Source organism: Allobosea sp. FG18 (assembly GCF_057809495.1).
This window is the reverse complement of record NZ_JBMDKB010000013.1, coordinates 55,742-74,483: the sequence shown is the minus strand read 5'-3', so window position 1 is coordinate 74,483 and position 18,742 is coordinate 55,742. Positions and strand designations below refer to the sequence as shown.

19 protein-coding genes are annotated in these 18,742 nt (G+C 67.1%); 14 read left to right on the top strand and 5 right to left on the bottom strand.

What is annotated here, in order from left to right; all coding sequences use genetic code 11:
• Positions 1–65: 65 nt before the first annotated feature.
• The 3 genes from ACODTJ_RS15585 to ACODTJ_RS15575 are packed head-to-tail and all read right to left on the bottom strand — an operon-like array spanning position 66 to position 3,076.
• On the bottom strand, positions 66–1,259 hold the full coding sequence (locus ACODTJ_RS15585) for an extracellular solute-binding protein (RefSeq protein WP_454654575.1): 1,194 nt from the start codon (positions 1,257–1,259) through the stop codon (positions 66–68).
• 32 nt (positions 1,260–1,291) lie between these two features.
• On the bottom strand, positions 1,292–2,326 hold the full coding sequence (locus ACODTJ_RS15580; protein ID WP_454654574.1) for an N-acetylglucosamine-6-phosphate deacetylase: 1,035 nt from the start codon (positions 2,324–2,326) through the stop codon (positions 1,292–1,294).
• Positions 2,327–2,329: 3 nt separating this feature from the next.
• Entirely contained in the window at positions 2,330–3,076 is a 747-nt protein-coding gene (locus tag ACODTJ_RS15575; RefSeq protein WP_454654573.1) for a glucosamine-6-phosphate deaminase, read from the bottom strand.
• Between the two features lie 116 nt (positions 3,077–3,192).
• On the opposite strand from ACODTJ_RS15575, the gene ACODTJ_RS15570 reads away from it, so the two are divergent.
• From ACODTJ_RS15570 to ACODTJ_RS15525, 10 genes are all read left to right on the top strand, one after another.
• Complete coding sequence (locus tag ACODTJ_RS15570) at positions 3,193–4,377, top strand: ROK family protein (protein WP_454654571.1); 1,185 nt, start codon at positions 3,193–3,195, stop codon at positions 4,375–4,377.
• Positions 4,378–4,524: 147 nt separating this feature from the next.
• Positions 4,525–4,962: a hypothetical protein gene (locus tag ACODTJ_RS15565; RefSeq protein ID WP_454654569.1), complete on the top strand. Its 438-nt coding sequence runs from the start codon at positions 4,525–4,527 to the stop codon at positions 4,960–4,962.
• Between the two features lie 20 nt (positions 4,963–4,982).
• Positions 4,983–5,159, top strand: coding sequence for a hypothetical protein (locus ACODTJ_RS15560; RefSeq protein WP_454654568.1), 177 nt, complete (start codon positions 4,983–4,985; stop codon positions 5,157–5,159).
• Between the two features lie 154 nt (positions 5,160–5,313).
• The gene (locus tag ACODTJ_RS15555) at positions 5,314–6,321 is read left to right on the top strand and encodes a Gfo/Idh/MocA family protein (protein ID WP_454654567.1); all 1,008 of its coding nucleotides are present in this window, start codon (positions 5,314–5,316) and stop codon (positions 6,319–6,321) included.
• 168 nt (positions 6,322–6,489) lie between these two features.
• Positions 6,490–8,016 carry a xylulokinase gene (locus ACODTJ_RS15550; protein ID WP_454654566.1) on the top strand — a complete coding sequence of 509 codons (1,527 nt, stop codon included), beginning with the start codon at positions 6,490–6,492 and terminating at the stop codon, positions 8,014–8,016.
• A 71-nt stretch (positions 8,017–8,087) separates the two neighbouring features.
• Positions 8,088–9,044: an ABC transporter permease gene (locus tag ACODTJ_RS15545; protein ID WP_454654565.1), complete on the top strand. Its 957-nt coding sequence runs from the start codon at positions 8,088–8,090 to the stop codon at positions 9,042–9,044.
• A 38-nt stretch (positions 9,045–9,082) separates the two neighbouring features.
• Complete coding sequence (locus tag ACODTJ_RS15540) at positions 9,083–10,027, top strand: sugar ABC transporter substrate-binding protein (protein WP_336810227.1); 945 nt, start codon at positions 9,083–9,085, stop codon at positions 10,025–10,027.
• Positions 10,028–10,173: 146 nt separating this feature from the next.
• Positions 10,174–10,947: an ATP-binding cassette domain-containing protein gene (locus ACODTJ_RS15535; protein ID WP_454654563.1), complete on the top strand. Its 774-nt coding sequence runs from the start codon at positions 10,174–10,176 to the stop codon at positions 10,945–10,947.
• Positions 10,948–10,951: 4 nt separating this feature from the next.
• Positions 10,952–11,881 carry a nucleoside hydrolase gene (locus tag ACODTJ_RS15530; RefSeq protein ID WP_454654562.1) on the top strand — a complete coding sequence of 310 codons (930 nt, stop codon included), beginning with the start codon at positions 10,952–10,954 and terminating at the stop codon, positions 11,879–11,881.
• Positions 11,882–11,892: 11 nt separating this feature from the next.
• Positions 11,893–12,414, top strand: a complete 522-nt coding sequence (locus ACODTJ_RS15525; RefSeq protein WP_454654561.1) for a hypothetical protein — start codon at positions 11,893–11,895, stop codon at positions 12,412–12,414.
• Between the two features lie 165 nt (positions 12,415–12,579).
• On the opposite strand, the gene ACODTJ_RS15520 is transcribed toward ACODTJ_RS15525, so the two are convergent.
• Together ACODTJ_RS15520 and ACODTJ_RS15515 are read right to left on the bottom strand one after the other, a co-directional pair.
• Positions 12,580–12,936 carry a hypothetical protein gene (locus tag ACODTJ_RS15520; RefSeq protein WP_454654560.1) on the bottom strand — a complete coding sequence of 119 codons (357 nt, stop codon included), beginning with the start codon at positions 12,934–12,936 and terminating at the stop codon, positions 12,580–12,582.
• Complete coding sequence (locus ACODTJ_RS15515) at positions 12,926–13,942, bottom strand: sugar-binding transcriptional regulator (protein WP_454654559.1); 1,017 nt, start codon at positions 13,940–13,942, stop codon at positions 12,926–12,928. Before ACODTJ_RS15515 ends, ACODTJ_RS15520 begins: the two co-directional genes overlap by 11 nt.
• Before the next feature lie 156 nt (positions 13,943–14,098).
• Between ACODTJ_RS15515 and ACODTJ_RS15510 the strand changes: the two genes are divergently transcribed.
• Genes ACODTJ_RS15510 through ACODTJ_RS15495 form a run of 4 tightly spaced genes read left to right on the top strand, consistent with a single transcriptional unit; the run spans position 14,099 to position 18,705 of the window.
• Positions 14,099–15,460, top strand: a complete 1,362-nt coding sequence (locus ACODTJ_RS15510; RefSeq protein WP_454654558.1) for an NAD(P)H-dependent oxidoreductase — start codon at positions 14,099–14,101, stop codon at positions 15,458–15,460.
• Positions 15,457–16,458 carry a thiamine pyrophosphate-dependent dehydrogenase E1 component subunit alpha gene (locus ACODTJ_RS15505; protein ID WP_454654557.1) on the top strand — a complete coding sequence of 334 codons (1,002 nt, stop codon included), beginning with the start codon at positions 15,457–15,459 and terminating at the stop codon, positions 16,456–16,458. Before ACODTJ_RS15510 ends, ACODTJ_RS15505 begins: the two co-directional genes overlap by 4 nt.
• Positions 16,448–17,470: an alpha-ketoacid dehydrogenase subunit beta gene (locus tag ACODTJ_RS15500; protein WP_454658919.1), complete on the top strand. Its 1,023-nt coding sequence runs from the start codon at positions 16,448–16,450 to the stop codon at positions 17,468–17,470. Before ACODTJ_RS15505 ends, ACODTJ_RS15500 begins: the two co-directional genes overlap by 11 nt.
• Positions 17,470–18,705, top strand: coding sequence for a dihydrolipoamide acetyltransferase family protein (locus ACODTJ_RS15495; RefSeq protein WP_454654556.1), 1,236 nt, complete (start codon positions 17,470–17,472; stop codon positions 18,703–18,705). The genes ACODTJ_RS15500 and ACODTJ_RS15495 overlap by 1 nt, the downstream gene beginning before the upstream one ends.
• Positions 18,706–18,742: the final 37 nt, after the last annotated feature.

The following is an 18,742-nucleotide window of genomic DNA, read 5'->3' as shown; positions in this document are numbered from 1 at the left end:
CGTGATGGCTTCCGGGCCTTTCTTTCGCTCCGCCGCAGGGCGGAGCGAAGAGGTGGCTTTGTCGATCAGCGCTTGCGCTTGGCGCCGACCAGCTCGTCCCATTTGCGGAAGGCGACGACCATCTTGTCGGGCTTCAGCGGCAGCTCGATCGGGTTCTTCGCGATGAGGTCGGCATATTCGGGCCGGCCGAACTCCGCGATCACCTCCTGGCTGCGCTTCGGCGCCAGCGAGAGCGGCACGTCCTTCACTGCCGGGCCCGGATAGAGATAGCCCTCGTCATAGGAATAGGCCTGCATCTTCGGCGTCAGCACATGCGCCATGATGTCGAGCACGACGGCGAGGCGGTCGTTCGGGATGCCCTTCGGCACGCACATGAAGAAGGCGTCCGAGACCCAGTGGAAGCCCTTCAGCGTCTGGATCTTCGCTTCCTTCGGCACGATGCCGAGCGCGCGCGGGTTGATGTCCCAACCCGTGGTCGAGATGATGATGTCGCGCGAGCCGTCGCCGAACTCCTTCATCGTCGCGCCGGTACCGGCCGGGTAGTACTCGATGTACTCGCCGATCTCCTGCAGGTAGGCCCAGGTCTTGTCCCAGCCATTGACCGGGTCCTGCGGATCCTTGTCGCCGAGGATATAGGGCAGGCCCATCATGAAGGTGCGGCCCGGTCCCGAATTGGTCGGGCGCGCATACATGAACTTGTTCGGGTTGGCCTTGGCCCAGGCAAGCAGTTCCTCGGCCGTGGTCGGCACCTGCTTGACGCGTGCGGGCATGTATTCGAGCAGCGGCCCGGACGGGTAGTAGTTCACCACCGTGCCGAAGCCCGCGCCCTGGACCTTGTGCAGGTTGAGCGCCGCCGGCTCGTAGTTCTGCTCGATGTTCGGGAATTTCTCGGCGAAATCCGGGAAGATCTTGAGCCAGAGATTCTGCTCGAGACCGGCCGCGAGCCCGTCCGAGCCGGTCAGGACGAGGTCGAGATCGGAACGGCCGGCATCCTGCTGCGCCTTGATCTTGCTCGCCAGCTCCGGCGCCGGCGCCTTCACATAGGTGATGCGCGAGACCAGCTTGGGGTTGTTGGCGCGGTAGTCGTCGAAGGCCTGCTGCATCAGGGCCAGCGCACCGCCGACATCGATGATGTTGATGCCGACCGGCGCCGAGGGCAGCGCCGGCACGGCCGCACGCGCTCCGGTGCCACCGAGCGTCAGCGCGCCGAGCCCGCCCAGGACGGTGCGGCGATCCACGCCTTTCGAAAATTCACTCATGCTTCTCCCCTTTTCTTTGGTTGATGACGTCTTCAGGCTGCCGCCTCGGCGGCGAAGTCGCGGCGCTCGTTGCCGACGCGCACGCTGCGAACCCGGAGATCCGGCGACCATTCGATCGCGCTCTCCGGCAAGGTGATGCCGGCACCGGCCAGTGCATCGGCGATGCAGGCCAGCGCATGGGTCGAGGCCATCGCGACCGCCTCCTGGGGCGTCGCAATCCCCCAGGCGACGACATTGCGGACGGCGTCGTCGAGCTTGAGGGCCGAGCCCGCCAGCGAGCTTCCATTGACCTGATAGACCGATCCGTCGACCCGGAGTTCGACCGGCATCCCGGCGAAGCTGTAGCGGCCGGGTACGGCGCCGGCTGCCACCACCGCATCGGTGACGAGGATCGAGCGTTCGAAACCCTTGGCCCGGATCAGGCTCTTCAGCGCCTTCGGCGGCAGATGGATGCCGTCGGCGATGAAGCCGGCCATCAGGCGATCCTCGCCAAGCTGCGCGAAGAGCGCGTTCGACAGCTTGGGCAGATCCTGCGGCAGGCCGTTGCCGAGATGGGTCGAGAGCGTCACCCCGACATCGGCGGCGGCGGCGACAACGTCGAAATCAGCGGCGGAATGGCCGATGGCGACGACCTTGCCCATACGCGCCAACGCACCGGCGAGCGCGATGCCGCCCGCGATCTCCGGCGCCAGCGTCACCATCAGGATCGGCCGCGACAACAGTCCTTCAAGATGCGCGATCAGGTCTGCGGTGGCCGCCGTCATGGCTTCCGGCGGATGGCAGCCGCAATAACCGGCCGACGGATTCAGGAACGGCCCTTCGAGATGATAGCCCGGGCACATCAGCGGCCCGAGCCGGCTGCCCTTCACCGCCGCATCGAGCGCGCGGAAGCGCTCTTCCAGCTCATGCGGATGGGCGGTGATGATGGTCGGCAGGCAGGTGGTGACGCCCGTCGCCAGCATCGCCTCCAGCGCCCGGTCGAGTTCGGCCGCTGTCACCGTGCCGGAGTTGAAATCCAGCCCGGCGAAGCCGTTCACCTGGAGATCGATGAGACCGGGCGTCTGCATGGGTCAGCCCTTCCGGTTGAGCAGGGAGGCGGCCGGCGGATCGATGAACAGCACGGTGCGCTTGTGAGTCTGCAGGATCGAGGCGGGTGCCAGATTGCTCACCGGCCCTTCCAGCGCCGCCTTGGTCGCCGCGGCCTTGCGGGTGTCGGAGACGGAGAGGATGATCAGCTCGCTCTTCAGAATCTGGCGGATGCTCATCGAGATCGCCTGCTGCGGCACCGCGTCGAAGCTCGGGAACCAGCCCTCGCCGAATTGCTGTTGCCGGCAGGCATCGTCGAGATTCACGACCAGATAGGGCTCTTCCGTGTCGAAGTCGGCCGGCGGATCGTTGAAGGCGAGATGGCAGTTCTCGCCGAAGCCCGCAAAGCAGACCGCGATGCGCTTGCCGGCGATCTGCTGGTTAAGCTGTTTCACGGCCGCCGCGGGATCGCCCTCGCCATCGACCGGAATGAAGCTCGGCGCATTCTTCAGCGGGGCCATGAAGCGCTCGCGCAGATAACGCCGGAAGCTCGCCGGATGGCTCTCGGGCAGGCCGACATATTCGTCGAGATGGAAGGCCGTGACCTTCGACCAGTCGATGCCCTCGGCCACGACGAGATGGTTCAACATCTCGAACTGGCTGGCGCCGGTCGCCACGATGATCGTCGCCGCGCCATGGCGGGCGAGCTCGTCCCGGATCGCCTGCGCGCCAAGCGCCGCCGCCTGCCGGCCGAGCTCGTCCTTGTCGGAGGCGAGATGCATCTCGATCATCGAATTTTGAACCTTTTGCGCCAGAAAATTTCCGATATTCTGGAAACGAGCTTATGAAGCTTTGTCCGAAACGCAACGATTAATTTTGAACGCAACCGTTCTGAATAGAGCCCGCCTTGTCCCTGCTGACGCTCGACGAAACCCGCCTCGCGCTTGCCCATGACCGGGACTGCGCCCGGATCTATCGGCTGATCCTGAATGGCGAAGCGCATTCGCGCGCCGATATCGGCCGCATCCTGCAGTTGCGCTCGACCAGCGTCTCGCGGGTTGTCGGCGACCTCATCGCGCGCCGCCTCGTCATCGAGGCGCTCAGTGAGGCAAGCGGTCGCGGCAGGCCGCCAGCGATCCTCGTCGCCCATACCCGCCGTATCGGCGCTTCCGTGATCTATGTCTCCAGCCAGTCGCTCTCCGGCGCGCTGGTCGACCTCAACGGCCATCTCGTCGCCGAGCGCCGACGCCCGATTGCCGGCGATGCCGACAATGCAGCGATCGCGGCGGTCATGGCCGAACTGGCGCGCGATCTCCTTGACGCGATGCCGCCGGGCATGAGCCATGCCGGCACAGCCGTCTCGCTCTCCGGGCTGATCGACCTGAAGCAGGGCCAGTGGCTGTTAGCCTCACGCTGGCCGCGCATGCGCGGGCTCGACATCGCCTCCGTGCTCGAACCCGTGGCCGGCCCCATCACGATCTGCCGTAATCTCGACGCCGAATTGCGTGCCCGTGCCGCCCGCGAGCCCGAGAGTTTCGCAGGCGGGACGATCCTGCTGCATTGGGGCTGGGGCGTTGGTCTCGCCTATGCGGTCGACGGCGAACCCTTCGCGCCGACCGGCTCCTTCGGTGAGATCGGCCATTGGCGGCTCGCGGCGCTGTGCGGGCGCCGCTGCGGCTGCGGCAACACCGCCTGCCTCGAAACCGGCGCCGCGCTCTGGTCCCTGCTCCCGGCTCTGCGCCGGCATTGGCCCGATCTCGACCAGGACGAGGTCCGCCTGGCCCGGCAGCTCGCCGGCCTCGACCTGCTCGCCTTGCCGGAGGTCGAAATGGCGACCGAACTGCTCGCCCGCACGCTCGCCAACGCCTGCCGCATGCTCTTCCCGGCCCGCATCGCCATCAGCGGCCCCTTCTCCGCCAACCCGCAGCTCTGGGCCCGGTTCAACACCCTGTTCCGGGCGGAAGGCACCATGGAGGGCTTCGCCGTGCCCGATCTCGCCGGCGTGCCCGCCAGCCATCTCTATGAAATTCACGGCGCCGCCGCGCCTTTACTCAGCCGCGCGACCGAAGCGCTCCTGCTCGAACAGACCTGAATCAAGCGGCTCCCGATGCCGCAGCAAGGTGCCCGCCATGCCGTCGAATCCACTGGCGCCTCGAAATGTGGTACACTAGTATCCCAGTCGGATGCTCCGGATGCCGCTCACGGCATCGCAAAAGAGAGCCGAACCCAGGGAGAGATCATGATCCACCCGACACGTCGCACCGTCATGGCCGGAGCGGCCGGCCTCGCTGCGTTGAAAGCCGGCGGAGCACTGGCGCAAAGCGCCCCCGTCGCCCTCAACATCATCGATGTCGCCGGCAATCTTCAGCTGACCCAGACGGCAATCGAGAAATTCGCCAGAGACGATCCGAAGCTGATCTCGCGCCTGAATTTCTCGCGCGCGCCCTCGCCGGAACTGCCGGCCAAGCTCAAGGCCCAGCAGGCGGCCAACCGCGTCGATATCGACCTCGTGCTGACCGGCCCCGGCGCCATGTCGGACGGCATCCAGCAGGGGCTCTGGGTCGATGTCTGGAAGTCCCACGCCAAGCACCTGCCGAAGCCGGAGGAGGTCTATCACGAGCAGGCGCTGATGATGCAACGCAATTTCGGCCGGAACGAAGGCGTCGCCGTCGTCTAGCGGCATTGGCTGTTCACGCGATGCGGGCGGGCAATGCCGCCGGCGAGCCCCTGACCTATTTCCGCAATCTGGTCGCCGATATCGCCGCCCGCAGCGAAACCGCGATGAGCCAGCGCCACGCCTTCACTGTCTGCCGGCTCGCGCTGGAAGCGCAGGCCAAGGCAGCCTGGCTGCCGGCGCGCCCACAAGCAACCTGAACGCTGTCATCCCGGGCGACCGCAGGGAGACCCGGGATCCATGCCTGAACCTCTGCCGGAAACGCTCCGGCATGGATCCCGGATCGGCGCGGCTTCGTCGCTTGTCCGGGATGACCACGGTGGAATGATTGAATGAAGATGGGGAACGTCTGACATGACACGCAAGCTCGGCATCGCCGTGATCGGGCTCGGCCCCGCTTCCCTGCCGCATTCGAAAAGCCTGCTCGACCTCGCTGGTCGCGCCGAGACGCGCTGGACGGTCAGCCGCACACCGGATCGCGCCAAGGCCTATGCCGCGCAGTTCCCCTTCCCGACCACGACCGATCTCGACGCCGTTCTGGCCGATCCGGCGGTCGATGCCTGCATCGTACTGACGCCCCCGTCGAGCCATCTCGACGTCTCCGCACTCTGCCTTGAAGCCGGCAAGCATGTTCTGGTCGAGAAGCCGCTGGAGCTGACCAGTGAGCGCGGCCAGCGCCTCGTCGATACGGCTCGCCGGACGGCTAAGACCTTCGGTGTGACCCTGCAGCACCGCTTCCGCCCGGCGAGCCTGCGCCTGAAGGCAGCGCTCGAATCCGGCGAGCTCGGCACGATCGAAGCTGCCTTCCTTTCCGTGCCGTGGTGGCGCCCGCAGAGCTACTATGACGAACCCGGCCGAGGCACGCTCAAGCGCGATGGCGGCGGTGTGCTGCTGACGCAGGCGATCCATTCGCTGGACCTGTTCCGCTCGCTCGTCGGAGTTTCCAGGGTCGTCGCAGCACAGGCCCGCACCACCGCCCTTCACCGCATGGAAACCGAGGACTACGTCTCCGCCCTCCTCGAAACCGGCAACGGCGCCCCCGCCACGCTGGTGACGACCACCGCCGCCTATCCCGGCTACCCCGAACGCATCGAGATCACCGGCACCAAGGGCTTCGCCGCCCTGATCGGCGGGCGCCTGCGCCTCGCCTATCTCGACGGGCGCGAGGAGATCGTCGAGGCGGAGGGCTCGACCGGCAGCGGCGCCAACATCATGGATTTCCCGCATGACGCCCACCGCGCCGTCATCGCTGATTTCCTCGATGCGATCGAGCAGGGCCGCGACCCCATCGTCACCGGTGAGGAGGCGCTGGCCTCGCAGAGGCTCGTCGACGACATCCTGAAAGCTGCACGGCAGGGGTGACGCGATCGGTTTCTTGACTTCGAGATGATTTGGATGTGTTGCCGATGATGAAACGCCGTCATTCCGGGCTGGCCCCGGAATCCATCGTAGAGCGCGGAGCCCTATGATGGATTCCGGATCGGCGCCGCTTCGCGGCTTGTCCGGAATGACGCGTATGTTGCTATCCAAATGTCTCCGATAAACGTCGTCCTCGCCTGTGATCTCGGCGGCAGCAGCTTCCGCGCCGCGCTGATCGACGATCGCGGAACGACATTGGCCGAGCATACGGTGCCCGGCCCGGCCCTGCACGACCATCTCGACCGCTCGGAAGTCGCGGCCACGGCGTGGTGGGCGCAACTGCTGGAAGCAGCCGGCAAGCTCGCCGAACAAGCGCCGGAGCCGTTCGCAAGCGTCCAGGGCATCGCGATCTGCGGCGTCACCCGGACACAGGTCTTTCTCGAGCATGACGGGCAGGAACTACGCCCCGCCATGACCTGGAAGGATGCACGTTCCGACGGAATCGCCTCCCGCTTGCGCGAGGCGCTGGCCGATCATCCGGAAGCCCCCCGCATCAACGCCTTCCACCCGCTCGCGCGCCTCGCCTGGTTGGCCGAAAACGAGCCTGAGAACGCCCGCGCGCTCGCTTGCGTGCTTGAGCCCAAGGACTACCTGAACTTTTGCCTGACCAGCCGGCGCGCGAGCGACCCGGTCTCGCTCGCGCGATTGATTGCCTGCACCGAGAACGCCGATGGCCGCTCGGGATTTGATGCCATTGGGCTGCCGCCGGGCGTGATCCCCACGATCCTCGAACCCACTGAGATCGTCGCCTCCGTCCGCGCCGGTCTGCCCACACCCTTCGACAGGCTCGCCGGCGTGCCCGTCTTCTGCGGTTGCAACGATACCTGGGCGGCGGTGGCGGGGCTCGGTGCCCTTCGATCAGGCTATGCCTACAACATCTCCGGCACCACCGAAGTGCTCGGCGTGCTCGGGCCCGATCAGGCCGAAGCCGAGGGGCTGATCTCCGTCGATTGGCGCGGCCTCTGGCATCTCGGCGGCCCCAGCCAGAACGGCGCCGACACAGCCGCCTGGCTCGCCGGCCTGCTCGGCAACACCGGCCCCGTCGGCGAGACCATCGAGCGACTCCTTGCCGGTCCACGTCATCCGCAGCCGCTGCTTTTCCTGCCCTATCTGCAGGGCGAGCGCGTGCCCTATTGGGACCCGAACCTGCGCGGCGCCTTCATCGGGCTCGGCCGCCAGCATGGCCCGACCGATCTCGCCTATGCCGTGCTCGAAGGCGTCGCCTGCCAAAACCGCCTCGTGCTGGAGCGGGCGGAAGGCGCGCTCGGCAACCGCGTCAACGAGATCCGCTTCGGCGGTGGCGCTGCCGCCAATCCGGTCTGGGCGCAGGTCAAGGCCGATATCTGCGGCCGCCCGATTGCAGTCGGCACGGCCAGGGAACCCGGCCTGCTCGGCGCCGCGATCATCGCCTGGACGGGGCTTGGCCGCTTCGCCTCGCTGGAAGCCGCGCAGGGCACGCTTGTTTCGATCGCCCGCCGCTACGAGCCCGCCCCGGCGCGCCGCCCGGCCTATAACGCACTCTACGCCCTCTACCGGCAGAGCGAAGCGGCGCTGGCCCCGATCTCGGCCGATCTCGTCGCGCTGGCGCAGGACACGGCCGCGTTGCCCGGCCTCGCCAACCGGGAAAGCGCGACGTAAAGGACTGATCATGCCGACGATTCGAAGCCGGACGCCGGCGCGCATATGATCGCGAAGAAGGAACGCTGAGCTTGGGCCGCATCGACCCGCGCGAACTGATCGGACGCTACGGCACGGCGCTCGCCGGCCTCGCGCTGATCCTGTTCTTCCTCATCTTCGCGCCGAACTTCGCCAGCACGATGAACATCATCAACGTGCTGAAGGATACGAGCTTCCTGGCCATCCTCGCTCTCGGCTTCGCGCTGGCCTTCACCGTGGCCGAGCTCGACCTCTCCGTCGCGGAGATGGCAAGCCTCGCGGCGGTCGTCTGCGGCTGGCTGGTCCATGCGCAATATCCGCCGGCCGTCGCGGTATCGGCTGCCCTTGGCGTCGGCATCGTGCTGGGCGCGCTGAACGGCTACGGCGTCACCGTGCTGCGCATCCCCTCGCTGATCATGACACTCGGCACCGCGGCCATCGCCAAGGGCTTCGCCTTCATGATCACGCAAGGGGTCGCCTTCGTTGGGCGCTGGCCGGTCGGCTTCACCGGGCTCGCCCGCGGCTACTCCTTCGGCATCCCCAATCTCGTGCTCTGGATGGCGGGCGCGACGCTCTTCGCCTATGGCCTCGTCAAATGGACGCGGACCGGCGCACATATGGTCGCGACCGGCGAGGCGGACGAGGCGGCGCGGCTCGCCGGCATCGCCACGGCCCGGATGAAGCGCATCGGCCTTTTGCTCTCCGGCGTCTTCGCCGGCCTGATGGCCATGCTGCTCGCTGCCAACCTCTCCTCGGCCGCGCCGAACATGGCGGGCGATTACCTGCTCTATGCCATCGCCGCCGTCCTGCTCGGCATGACCATGTTCGAGCCCGGCAAGCCCAACATCCCCGGCACGGTCTTTGCGGCGCTGGTGCTCAAGGTGCTCGGCAACGGCTTGGTGCTGATGGGCGCGCCCTATTACATCCAGGACATCGTGCTCGGCGTCATCATCATCGGCTCGGTCGCCTTCTCGGCCAGCGCGATGAAGAAGGCGGCGTTCAAGGTTTAGGTTCAACGACAACGATCGGAATGAGGGGAGTGGGTTTCATGTTCGGTTTCAGGAAAATGCTGGTGGCCGCCGCCGCGCTAGTCGCGCTCGGCCAGTCCGCGAGCGCCTTCGAGCTCGGCATCATCGGTTTCCAGTTTACATCAGAGACGCATGCGCGCGTCGCCAACGCCGCGGCCGCCGCCGCCAAGGCCAAGGGCTGGAACGTCACGCTGCTGAACTCGGAAGGCGCGCTGCCCAAGCATGCCGAGCAGTTCGACGCGCTGATCGCCAAGAAGGTCGACGCCATCATCATCGCCATGGGCAAGCCGGTCGAGGCCGATGCCCAGTTCAAGGCGGCGAAGGACGCCAAGATCCCGGTCATCACCGTGCAGTCGGGTTCGAGCCCGCATGCGCTCTTCGACATCCAGACCAACGAATACAAGGTCGGCGCCGATGCCGCGCTCTACCTGCTCGGCCAGCTCGGCTACCAGGGCAACATCGTCTCGGCCCGCTTCGACCTCAACGTCGCCTCGCGCATCCGCGGCCGCCTGCTCGACGCCGTCCTCGCCGAGAACCAGGCGGTGAAGGAGCTCGGCAAGTTCTCGATGGCGCGCACCCAGAGCTGGCGCGACGATGTCCGCGCCGGCATGCAGGCGCTGCTCCTGCAGAACCAGGGCAAGATCAATGGCATCTGGGCCTCGTTCGACGGCCAGGCCTATATCATCGACGACCTGCTGCAGGCCCAGGGCGTGAAGAAGGGCCAGATCCCGCTGGTCTCGGTCGATGGCGGCAAGGAGAGCTACGAGCGCATCGCCGATCCGAACTCGACCTTCATGGCGACCGTCGCCGTGCCCTTCGACGAGATGGGCAAGCAGGCGGTCGATGCGATCCAGGCGATCGTCGTCGACAAGAAGCCGAAGGAGAGCATCACCTCCGGCCCCTATCTCTTCACGGAAGCCGTGCTGGTCGACAAGAACAACGTCCAGCAGTTCCTGAAGAAGTGAGGCGTGCTTCCCGCGTCATGGTCGGGCCTGTCCCGACCATCCACGCCTTCGTCGTTCGAGGGCGGTGTTCAAGACGTGGATGCTCGCCACAAGGGCGAGCATGACGGCAGCGCCAGCCATTCGGGCCCATGACGAGCATTGAGGCCATGACCTTAACGACCTCTCCCACCCCCCTCCTCTCGCTGCGCGGCATAGGCAAGGCCTATGGCCCGGTCGTCGCCGTCCGCGATGTCGATCTCGACATCTTCAAGGGCGAGGTCGTGGCGCTCTGCGGCGACAACGGCGCCGGGAAGTCGAGCCTGATTAAGGTGATCTCCGGCGCCGAGGAAGCGACCAGCGGCACGATCAGCCTGCGCGGCAAGCCGGTCACCTTCGCCTCGCCGCATGACGCGCTGGAGAACGGCGTCGCGACGATCTACCAGGACCTCGCGCTGGCGCCGCGCCTCTCCATCGCCCAGAACGTCTTCATGGGCTCGGAATTGACCAAGCCTGTCCTGCTGCCCTTCCTGCGCATCCTCGACAAGAAGAAGATGATCGCGGAATCGCAGCGCTATCTCTCTCAGCTCTCCGCCGCGGTCACCGACATGACGCGGCCGGTCGAGCGCCTCTCCGGCGGCCAGCGTCAGGCGGTCGCGATCTCGCGCGCACTGCGCTGGAACGCCGAGATCATCATCATGGACGAGCCCACCGCCGCGCTCGGCGTCAAGGAAAGCGCGCTCGTCCTCGACCTCATCCGCAAGCTCAAGGCGGATGGGCGCACCGTCATCCTGATCAGCCACAACATGCGCGACGTCGTGGCGTTGGCAGATCGCGTCGTGATCATGGGCGCGGGCCGCAAATACGTGGACCGGCCGCTCGGCGATCTCACTGCCGACGACATCGCCCATATGATCATGGCCGGCAACGCCAAGGCAGCCTGAAGCGATGCGCGAAGCCATCGTCATCGATACCGATCCCGGCCAGGACGACGCCGTCGCCCTGCTGCTCGCCTTCGCCAGCGCCGAGCGGATCGATCTCAGGGCGATCACCACGGTCGCCGGCAATGTCCCGGTCGCGCAGACCACCGCGAATGCCCTGCGCATCCGCGACCTCGCCAGCCGCGACGACATCCCCGTCCATCGCGGCGCCGAAGGTCCGCTGGTCTTCGCTCTCGAAACCGCGGAATTCGTCTGCGGCCCGGATGGGCTCGCTGGAGCCGATCTGCCCCCACCGAAAAGCGAGGCGGCACCCGGCCATGCCGTGCAGGCGATCATCGATATCTGCCGTGCAGCGCCTGCGGAGGGCATCACGCTCTGCCCGCTCGGGCCGCTGACCAATCTCGCCCTCGCCTTCCGGCTGGCGCCGGACATCCTGCCGAAGGTCAAACGCATCGTACTGATGGGCGGCGCCATCGGCCTCGGCAACATCACGCCTGCCGCCGAGTTCAACACCTATGTCGACCCGCATGCCGCAGCGGTCGTGTTCGATTGCGGCCGGCCGATCGTGATGTTCGGCCTCGGCGTCACGCTCCAGGCCATCGCCAACCATGATCAGATCGCCCGCATCGGCGCGCTCGGCAACGCGGCGGGCAAGGCCGTTCACGGCATGCTGACACGTCCACGCCCCGGCGGGCTCGGCTCGAACGGCCATCCGATGCACGACCCCTGCGTCATCGCCTTCCTGCTCTGGCCGGACTTGTTCGAGGGCCGCGACTGCTTCGTCGCGGTCGAGACCGGCGACGGCCCCTTGCGCGGGCGCACGACCATCGACTGGAACGGTCGTCTCAAGCGCGTACCCAACGCCCATGTCGTCTCCGCCGTGAAGGCCCATGACCTGTTCGAGCGGATGATCGAACGCCTCGCCACGCTGCCTTGAGAGACCAGACCATGCCGCATTTCGTCGAAGCGCTGCAGCAGGAAGCGGCGGAAGCCATCGCGCAGATGCAGGAGGCAGCCTTACGCGCCCGCCATGCCCATGCCCGCGCCGAACTGATGCGCCACATGCTGACCACCGCCCGCAAGGTCAAGGACAAGCCGAAGGCCGAGGCTGTCGAGACGGTCGTGCGCGAATGGATGGACGCCTGGAATCTCGGGCGCAGCGACTGGCCGCATATCGCCCGCGAGATGGAGACCTTCACCGCGGCCTTCCATGACTACGCCAATGATCCGAGCGATGCCCATGACACGCGCCTGCGCGAAACCTGCGCCACGCTCGATGCGGTGCTGGAGCAGGAGGGCACCTCGATCTCCGACCAGATGGCCTTCCGCTCGCAATGCGCCCATGGCTGGTGGGAGCAGGTCAAGCCGGTCCCCGCCGACCTGCCCGGCCGCAAGCCGCGCCCCTCCGTGCCGGCGCTTGAATCCGGCAAAGCATTCTGGGAAGCCGGCTGCGCCGATTTTTGCCGCTGAGCAGTTTGCGACGGAAACGCGCCGTCATCCCGGACAAGCCGCGAAGCGGCGCCGATCCGGGATCCATGTCGGAGCGCTTCCCTTGGAGGTTCAGGAATGGATCCCGGGTCTCCGCTACGCTCCGCCCGGGATGACCCGCGATAATCCCGTGCAGTCCGAAGAGCGTTACGGCAGCTGCTGGTTCTCGAAGAAGCCGTCCAGCGGGATCTGGGTCGTCTTTTCGAAATCGTCCATCGCGTCGAGCAGGCGCTGGCGGTAGTTCAAGAGGGCCAGCAGCAATTGCGCCGCGTCGCGCGACAATCCGTAGCGCGCCCAGCTCTCGGAGGTCCGCCGCTCCAGCCCGATCTGGTCGCCGAAGGCCTCGACCGTCTTGAAGCCGAGGCCCTGCACGACCTTGAGCAGCTCTTCGGCCGACATGCGCGGCTTCACGACATGGGAATGCACCCGCTCCAGCATCAGGCGGATATCGGAGGGCCGGAACTGCAGGGAGTTGCGCGCGAACTGCTCGAAATTATTGGCCATGGCGTGTCTCCCGTTCGGCTCCCTCTGTCGCCCTCGCACTGCCGGCCAGCAGGGCCTCCGCAGCGCCTTCATCTGTGATCAGCACCTTCGCCGCGCTCGCCCGCAAGGCCGCGCGGATCGCATGTTCCTTATGGGCACCGCCGGCCGCGATCGCGACGAGGCCGATGCCCCTGAGATCGGCCGGGCTCACCGCCATGATACGCCGGTTCACCGGATGGTCCACCAGCTCGCCCTCGGCATCGATGAAATGGCAGACGAGATCGCCGACCGCTCCGGCCTCCTTCAGGCCCGCCAGATCCGATTGCGGCAGGAGCCCCTCACGGAACAGCGTCGAATCCGGCACGAGATCGCCGACGCTGACCAGCGCGACATCCGCCGCCCGTGCCCGGTCGAGCAGGTCCCGCAAGCTCGGCTCGCGCCAGAGGGCATCGCGGATTTCGGCGTTCGAGACGAAGACCGGCGCCGTCAACTGGAAGCAGTCGGCCCCGAACATGTCGGCGACGCGGCGCGCCACCGCCGAAGGATTGATACTGCGCGAATGGGTGAGGCCGCCCAATAGCGAGACCACCGACATCGCCTCGACCTGACGCGGCTGCATGCCCCGGAGCGCCAGATGCAAGGTCTGCCCCCAGCCGACGGCCAGTGACATGTTGTCGGTCAGCTTGTCCGAGAGCCAGAGGCCGGCGGCATAGCCGACGAGCGCCGATACGCTGGCCGCATCGCGCGCCGCCGGCACCACCACCGCCTCCTTCAGGCCGAAGGCGGTGACGAGGCCGCGCTCAAGACCCGCCTGCCGGGCCGAGCGCGCATCGATCCTGATCTTGACCAGCCCTTCGGAGCGCGCCGCCGCGAGCATGCGGATCACCTTGATCCGGCTCAGCCCCAGCGCCTCGGCGATCTGCTCCTGGGTCAGGCCCTCGACATAGTAGAGCCATGCAGCCCGGACTTTCGCCTCCGCGACCGGCACCTCGCCCTGGATCTGTCCTGCTCCGAATGCGTCTTCCACGAGCGCTCCCTGCCGCACCGCCTCGGGCACTTGCACCAGCATCACCGCATCGCGAGGTCCAAGGCAACCCGTTTGAACATCTGTGCGCTTGACAGGACGAATGACATGTTCTTTTGTTCCTATATAAGAACATATGTCCTAGGGAGTGACATAACGATGGCCGCGATCCAGCCGCAGCCGCCTTTGGGCGCGCCCGTCGCCGGCCTGTCCCTGGCCGAAGCTCTCGAAATGCGTGCCAAGGCCGGCAAGCCGGTCCGCGTCGGCCTGATCGGCGCCGGCCAGATGGGCACCGACATCGTCGTCCAGATTTCGCAGATGACCGGCATCGAGATCGCCGCGGTCGCCGATATCGCGCCGGATCGCGTTTCGGAGGCCGCCGCGCTCGCCGGGCGCAAGGGCGAGGTCGACAATGTCTCCGACGAGGCCGGGCTCGATGGCGCCCGCCGCAAGGGCCGCATCGCCGCCACGACCTCGCTCGACCTGATCTGCCGCTCGCCCCATGTCGACGTCATCATCGACGCCACCGGCAATCCCGAGGCCGGTTCGCGCGTCGCGCTGACGGCCATCGCCGCGCGCAAGCATATTGTGATGATGAATGTCGAGGCCGACATCACCATCGGCTCCTATCTCGCGGTCGAGGCGGCGAAGGCGGGCGTCGTCTACACGCTCGGCGCCGGCGACGAGCCCGCCGCCGCGATGGAGCTGATCAATTTCGTCCGCGCCATGGGCTATCCGGTGGTCGCCGCCGGCAAGGGCAAGAACAACCCGTTCCGCATCGACGCCGTCCCGGCCGATTATGTCGAGGAAGCCACGCGCCGGAACATGAACCCGCGCATGCTCGTCGAATTCGTCGATGGCTCGAAGACGATGGTCGAGATGGTCGCCATCGCCAATGCCTGCGGCTTCGTGCCGGATATCCCCGGCATGCACGGCCCGGCCGCGCCGAAGGACGAGTTGCAGAACTATTTCTGCCCGAAGGAGGAAGGCGGCCTGCTCTCGCAGAAGGGCGTCGTCGATTTCTCCGTTGCCAAGGGCGTCGCGCCCGGCGTCTTCGCCGTCGCCGAGATGCGCCATCCCCGCGTCCGCGAGCGGATGAGCGACCTGCATCTCGGCCCCGGTCCCTATTATTCCTTCTTCCGGCCCTATCACCTGACGAGCCTGGAAGTGCCGCTCTCGGCCGCCGCCGCGACGATCTTCAACCAGAGCCATATGCGCCCGCTGCCGGTGCCGACCTCCGAGGTCGGCTGCGTCGCCAAGCGCGATCTCGCCGCCGGCGAGACGCTCGATGCCATCGGCGAATACGGCTATCGCGGCTTCGCTCTCTCCCGCGCCGATGCACAGGCGCGCAAGGCCCTGCCGATCGGCCTCGCCCAGGGCGCGACCATGACCCGCCCCGTCCGCAAGGGCGAGCTGATCACGCTGGCCGACGCCACCCCCGACGAACGGCTGAAGATCGTCGAGGTGCGCCGCGCCCAGGACGCGATGATCGCCGCGCTGACCTCCGGAGCCCAGGCATGAGCGCTGACCAGAAGCCGAACCAGCGGCCCGAGCTCGCCGCCCTCGACGATACGACGGTGGCGCAGGCGCTGACCCGCATGCACCTGATCCGCAAGTTCGAGGAGGCGGCCGAGGCGAGCTACATGCGCGGCCTGATCCACGGCACGATGCATCTCTCGATCGGGCAGGAGGCGAGCGCCGTCGGCACGACGCTGCCGCTCGAAGCCCATGACTACATCCTCTCGACCCATCGCGGCCATGGCCACTGCATCGCCCGCGGCGCCGAGCCGAAGCTGATGTTCGCGGAATTCTTCGGCAAGGAGACCGGCTACTGCAAGGGCCGCGGCGGCTCGATGCATATCGCCGATGTCGAGGGTGGCAATCTCGGCGCCAACGGCATCGTCGGTGGCGGCCTGCCGATCGCGGTCGGCGTCGGCATGAGCATCAAGGCGCAGAAGAACGGCCGGGTCTGCATGGTCTTCTTCGGCGACGGCGCTTCGAACGAGGGCGCCTTCCACGAGGCGCTGAACATGGCCTCGATCTGGAAGCTGCCGGTCGTCTTCGTCTGCGAGAACAACAAATACGGCATGTCGATGGATATCGGCCGCGCCATGGCGGTGGCAAACGTCGCCGACCGCGCGGCGGCCTATGGCATGCCCGGCCATTGCCTCGACGGCAACGATCTCGCCGGCGTCGCGGCCGTCGCGAAGATCGCGATCGCGCGCGCCCGCTCCGGGGAAGGCCCCTCGCTGATCGAGTGCAAGACCTATCGCTGGCGCGGCCATTCCAAGAGCGACCGCAATCTCTACCGCTCCAAGGAAGAGATCGAGGAATGGCGCAACCAGGACCCGATCCGGCGGCTCGAGGACGAACTCAAGGCACATGACCGCTTCGACGCGGCCGCGCTGATGAAGCTCGAAGAGGATGCCCAGCGCGACATCGACGCCGCCGTCGAGTTCGCCCGCGCCTGCCCGGACCCCGATCCGAAAGACCTGACCCGTGACGTCTATGCTCTCTGACACGCTCGAAGCCGTGAGCGAGATCCGCGAACTCTCCTACGCCGAGGCCGTGCGCGAGGCGCTCGGTCAGGCGATGGAGGCCGACGAGCGCGTCTTCCTGTTCGGCGAGGATGTCGGCGTCTATGGCGGCGCCTTCGGCGTTTCCGGCGATCTCGTCCATCGCTTCGGCACGGAGCGCGTGATCGACACGCCGATCAGCGAGCTCGGCATTGCCGGGGCCGCGGTCGGCGCCGCGATCACCGGCATGCGCCCGGTGCTGGAGATCCAGTTCTCGGATTTCGTCACGCTCGCGATGGAGCAGCTCGTCAACCAGGCGGCCAAGATCCGCTTCATGTTCGGCGGCAAGGCGAGCGTCCCGATGGTCGTGCGCCTGCCCGGCGGCTCGGGCACGGGTGCCGCCGCCCAGCACAGTCAGAGCCTCGAAGCCTGGTTCGCCCATGTGCCGGGCCTGAAGGTGCTGCAGCCGAGCACGCCGCACGACGCCAAGGGCATGCTGCTCGCGGCGATCGACGACCCCAACCCCGTGCTGATCTTCGAGCACAAGCTGCTCTACAAGACCAAGGGCCATGTCCCGGCCGAGGCCTATCGCGTGCCGATCGGCCAGGCCGCGATCCGCCGCGAGGGCACGGACGTCACCATCGTCGGCTCCTCGATCATGGCTCGCAAGGCCGAGGCCGCGGCCGAGCGCCTGGCCAGCGACGGCATCTCGGCTGAGGTGATCGACCTGCGCTCGATCCGCCCGATCGACTTCATCACCATCGCCGAGAGCGTGCGCAAGACGCATCGCCTGCTGGTCGTCTACGAGGGCGTGAAGACCATGGGCATCGGCGCCGAGATTTCGGCGATGATAGCCGAGAGCGAGGTTTTCGACTTCCTCGATGCGCCGATCATCCGGCTCGGCGGCGCGGATGCGCCGATCCCCTACAATCCGGTTCTGGAGAAGGCGGCCGTCCCGCAGGAGGACGACATCGTCACCGCCGCCACCAATCTCGTCCGCCGCGGGGAAGCCTGATGCCCATCGAGGTCATCCTTCCCAAGGTCGACATGGACATGGAGACGGGCACGATCGAGGCCTGGCATGTCAAGGAAGGCGACCAGGTCCGTCAGGGCGACACCATCTTCGAGATCGGCACCAACAAGGCCGTGATGGAGGTCGAGGCCCCCGCCACAGGCGCGATCCGAAACATCAAGGCCGAGACCGGCGTGCCGATCTCGGTCGGAACACCCGTTGCGTGGATCTACCTCGACGGTGAGGCCGCCACCACACCGTCCGAGCCGGCAGCCGCTGCGGCTACCGTGGCGGCTGCCACATCCCTTTCGAAGACCGAGGCGCCGGCCGCGCCAGCGATTGCGGTCGCACCGACCTCGTCCGGCCTGCGCGCGACCCCGCTCGCCCGCCGCATCGCCCGTCAGAACGGCCTCGACCTCAAGACCGTGGCCGGCACTGGCCCGCGCGGACGCGTCAGTGAGGCCGACGTGAAGCGCCATCTGGAGCAGCGGCCGCGCTGCGCTCCCGCACAGGAAGTGCGCCCCGCACCGGCTCCATCGGCGAATGCCTCCGAAGGTCGCCTGCAACCCTTCTCCGCGATCCGCCGCATCGTCGCGAACCGGCTCTCCGAGAGCATGCGCACCGCGCCGCATTTCTATCTGACATCCGAGATCGAGATGAGCGCCGCCCGCGACCTGCTCGGCCGCCTCACCAAACGTCACGAACGCACCGGCGCGCCCAAGCCCAGCCTCACCGTCCTGATCGCCCGCGTCGCCGCCCGCATCCTGCGCGATCACCCGGTGATCAACGCCTCCACCGAGGGCGAGGCTACCCGCTTCCACGAGCGCATCGATATCGGCATCGCCATGGAGCGCGACGGCGAACTCGTCGTGCCCGTGCTGCGCGATGCCGGCAGCATGGACATGCCGGCCATGACCCGCGAATTCGCGAGGCTCCGCGAGGGTATGGCGAAGCGCACGCTGACCCCGGCCGAGCTCGGCGGCGGCACCTTCACCATCTCCAATCTCGGCATGTACGGCGTCGACTCGTTCACCGCGATCATCAACCCGCCGCAGGGCGCAATCCTCGCGGTCGGCCGCACCGTCGACAAGCCCGTCGGGCGCGATGGTCAGATCGTGCTCAGGCCGATGGCGAACTTCACGCTGTCCTCGGATCACCGCATCGTCGATGGCGTCGCGGCGGCCCGTTTCATGGCCGATCTGCGCGAGGCCCTTGAAAACCCCGAGCTGCTTCTGTGAAGGAAGATATCGTCGGTCGCCGCGCCGCGGATGACCG

Coding starts and splice junctions, on each gene's coding strand:
- ACODTJ_RS15575 (WP_454654573.1), bottom strand. CDS start 3,076: ATGATCGAGATGCATCTCGCCTCCGACAAGGACGAGCTCGGCCGGCAG.
- ACODTJ_RS15525 (WP_454654561.1), top strand. CDS start 11,893: ATGCCGCATTTCGTCGAAGCGCTGCAGCAGGAAGCGGCGGAAGCCATC.
- ACODTJ_RS15550 (WP_454654566.1), top strand. CDS start 6,490: ATGTCTCCGATAAACGTCGTCCTCGCCTGTGATCTCGGCGGCAGCAGC.
- ACODTJ_RS15520 (WP_454654560.1), bottom strand. CDS start 12,936: ATGGCCAATAATTTCGAGCAGTTCGCGCGCAACTCCCTGCAGTTCCGG.
- ACODTJ_RS15500 (WP_454658919.1), top strand. CDS start 16,448: ATGCTCTCTGACACGCTCGAAGCCGTGAGCGAGATCCGCGAACTCTCC.
- ACODTJ_RS15580 (WP_454654574.1), bottom strand. CDS start 2,326: ATGCAGACGCCCGGTCTCATCGATCTCCAGGTGAACGGCTTCGCCGGG.
- ACODTJ_RS15540 (WP_336810227.1), top strand. CDS start 9,083: ATGTTCGGTTTCAGGAAAATGCTGGTGGCCGCCGCCGCGCTAGTCGCG.
- ACODTJ_RS15505 (WP_454654557.1), top strand. CDS start 15,457: ATGAGCGCTGACCAGAAGCCGAACCAGCGGCCCGAGCTCGCCGCCCTC.
- ACODTJ_RS15585 (WP_454654575.1), bottom strand. CDS start 1,259: ATGAGTGAATTTTCGAAAGGCGTGGATCGCCGCACCGTCCTGGGCGGG.
- ACODTJ_RS15555 (WP_454654567.1), top strand. CDS start 5,314: ATGACACGCAAGCTCGGCATCGCCGTGATCGGGCTCGGCCCCGCTTCC.
- ACODTJ_RS15535 (WP_454654563.1), top strand. CDS start 10,174: ATGACCTTAACGACCTCTCCCACCCCCCTCCTCTCGCTGCGCGGCATA.
- ACODTJ_RS15560 (WP_454654568.1), top strand. CDS start 4,983: ATGCGGGCGGGCAATGCCGCCGGCGAGCCCCTGACCTATTTCCGCAAT.
- ACODTJ_RS15530 (WP_454654562.1), top strand. CDS start 10,952: ATGCGCGAAGCCATCGTCATCGATACCGATCCCGGCCAGGACGACGCC.
- ACODTJ_RS15565 (WP_454654569.1), top strand. CDS start 4,525: ATGATCCACCCGACACGTCGCACCGTCATGGCCGGAGCGGCCGGCCTC.
- ACODTJ_RS15495 (WP_454654556.1), top strand. CDS start 17,470: ATGCCCATCGAGGTCATCCTTCCCAAGGTCGACATGGACATGGAGACG.
- ACODTJ_RS15510 (WP_454654558.1), top strand. CDS start 14,099: ATGGCCGCGATCCAGCCGCAGCCGCCTTTGGGCGCGCCCGTCGCCGGC.